The organism is Limosilactobacillus gastricus DSM 16045, assembly GCF_001434365.1.
In the GTDB taxonomy this organism is placed as follows: Bacteria; Bacillota; Bacilli; order Lactobacillales; family Lactobacillaceae; genus Limosilactobacillus; species Limosilactobacillus gastricus.
In genome coordinates this window covers 1-1,520 of record NZ_AZFN01000049.1, presented here as the reverse complement: position 1 = coordinate 1,520, position 1,520 = coordinate 1, and the positions used below count along the sequence as shown (strand labels likewise).

The window sequence follows — 1,520 nt, the reverse complement described above, 5'->3', positions numbered from 1 at the left end:
AAGATCATGAACACCATTCAAAATAAGGGTGCCACCCTAGATGTGTTAAATTTACCGTCCATGACGGGGATTGCGGATCCTAACTTACGTCAACTGATGACCAACTTGATTATTGAACTCTATAAGTATCAGGCCGAAAGTGAACGTAAGCGAATCATTGAGCGCCAGCAGCAAGGAATTGCCTTAGCTAAGCGGCAGGGTAAATATCATGGCCGCAAACCCCAATACACCCAAGACGATCCCCGCTTACAACATGCTTTTAAACTTTATCAGGCGGGCATGAGTGATGTAGACGTCGCCCGTAATACCGGGATTAAGCGGACGACCTTTATCAGATATCGCAAAAAGTTTAATATAAAAAGATAAGACTTGTACACTTTTTATTCTAGGCCCATTTCTACGATATGAGATATAGGAATTTCAGTAGATATAAGTCCATGAATATCATCAAGTATTTTCATGAAGTTTCTTCCCTTCCTAAGTTTTTATCGTTTATTTTCGAAATAGTTAATGGTTTATTAATAATTTCTATGGGGATATAGAGATATATAAGCAAACAAAGTTAAGAAAAGTTAACAGTTAATTTTTTACCCAAAGCATTTGCAATTTTTGTTAAGGTATCAATGCTAGTGTTAGCCCCACTTTCAATGCGTGCAATTGTTGATTGTGGAACATCAGAAATAGTAGATAAATCACGTTGAGAAAGGCCCGAATCTCTCCTTGCTTTTGTTAAAGCAATAGCACTTTCTAACTTAGTAGTCTCATTTTCGAACTCTTTCTTAAATTCAGGATCTTGTAACTGTTCATTTAAGTAGTCTTTAAAATTAATGTTACTCATGAGTTATTGCTCCTTTCGATTAGTAAAGTATTCATCACGTAAAGCTTTCGCATGTTTAATTTCTCGTAGAGGGGTTTTCTGAGTTTTCTTAGTAAAACCGTGAGTAATTATATAATGGGTTCCGTCAACATGAAAATATAGTCCACGTTGTTGATTACTACTGATTCTAGAACGAATTTCATATAAATTCTTATCAAGAGGCTTAACCCAATTATGTTGAATGCTAATATTAATTCCTTTTTTTGCAACGATATTAATACGGGCTAATAATTTTGCTCTACTTTTAACGTCAAGACTATCTAAATATTCTTTAAATTCAGTATGACCATTAGGCCGAGTATAAAATTCAAAATCTAATTCTTCCATACATTATACGATATCATATATTAGTTAAAATATCAATATGTGCTATCAAAAAGAAGAAACTAAATATTATATCCACAACGTATTACTTTTTGGGGTTATCCAAGAACGAAAGAGAAAATTAATTATAAGCGATCGTAATACTGTTCTTTATATAGGAATGATTGAATTGGACCTATGTCTGAAGTTTATCAGAGATAGATCCTAATATTAAAGCTAATTAATCAAATTTAACTTCATCTAACATTTGTTCACGGCTAACTTGATCTAGGCCCAGATACTTGAGTTAGATTTAAATTGTCTATTTTATTGACAGGGG

The 1,520-nt window shown here is 33.4% G+C and carries 3 protein-coding genes; 1 reads left to right on the top strand and 2 read right to left on the bottom strand.

The features are described 5' to 3' along the window. Window positions 1-366, top strand: a 366-nt coding sequence (locus FC60_RS09095) for a helix-turn-helix domain-containing protein (protein ID WP_156399321.1), incomplete at its 5' end; no start/stop codon positions are given. 196 nt (window positions 367-562) lie between these two features. On the opposite strand, the gene FC60_RS09090 is transcribed toward FC60_RS09095, so the two are convergent. Together FC60_RS09090 and FC60_RS09085 are read right to left on the bottom strand one after the other, a co-directional pair. Then, window positions 563-838 (bottom strand): helix-turn-helix domain-containing protein, encoded by a 276-nt coding sequence (locus FC60_RS09090; RefSeq protein WP_003712497.1) that lies wholly within the window; start codon window positions 836-838, stop codon window positions 563-565. Between the two features lie 3 nt (window positions 839-841). Next, the gene (locus tag FC60_RS09085; protein ID WP_056938048.1) at window positions 842-1,204 is read right to left on the bottom strand and encodes a type II toxin-antitoxin system RelE/ParE family toxin; all 363 of its coding nucleotides are present in this window, start codon (window positions 1,202-1,204) and stop codon (window positions 842-844) included. Window positions 1,205-1,520: the final 316 nt, after the last annotated feature.

Coding starts and splice junctions, on each gene's coding strand:
- FC60_RS09085 (WP_056938048.1), bottom strand. CDS start 1,204: ATGGAAGAATTAGATTTTGAATTTTATACTCGGCCTAATGGTCATACT.
- FC60_RS09090 (WP_003712497.1), bottom strand. CDS start 838: ATGAGTAACATTAATTTTAAAGACTACTTAAATGAACAGTTACAAGAT.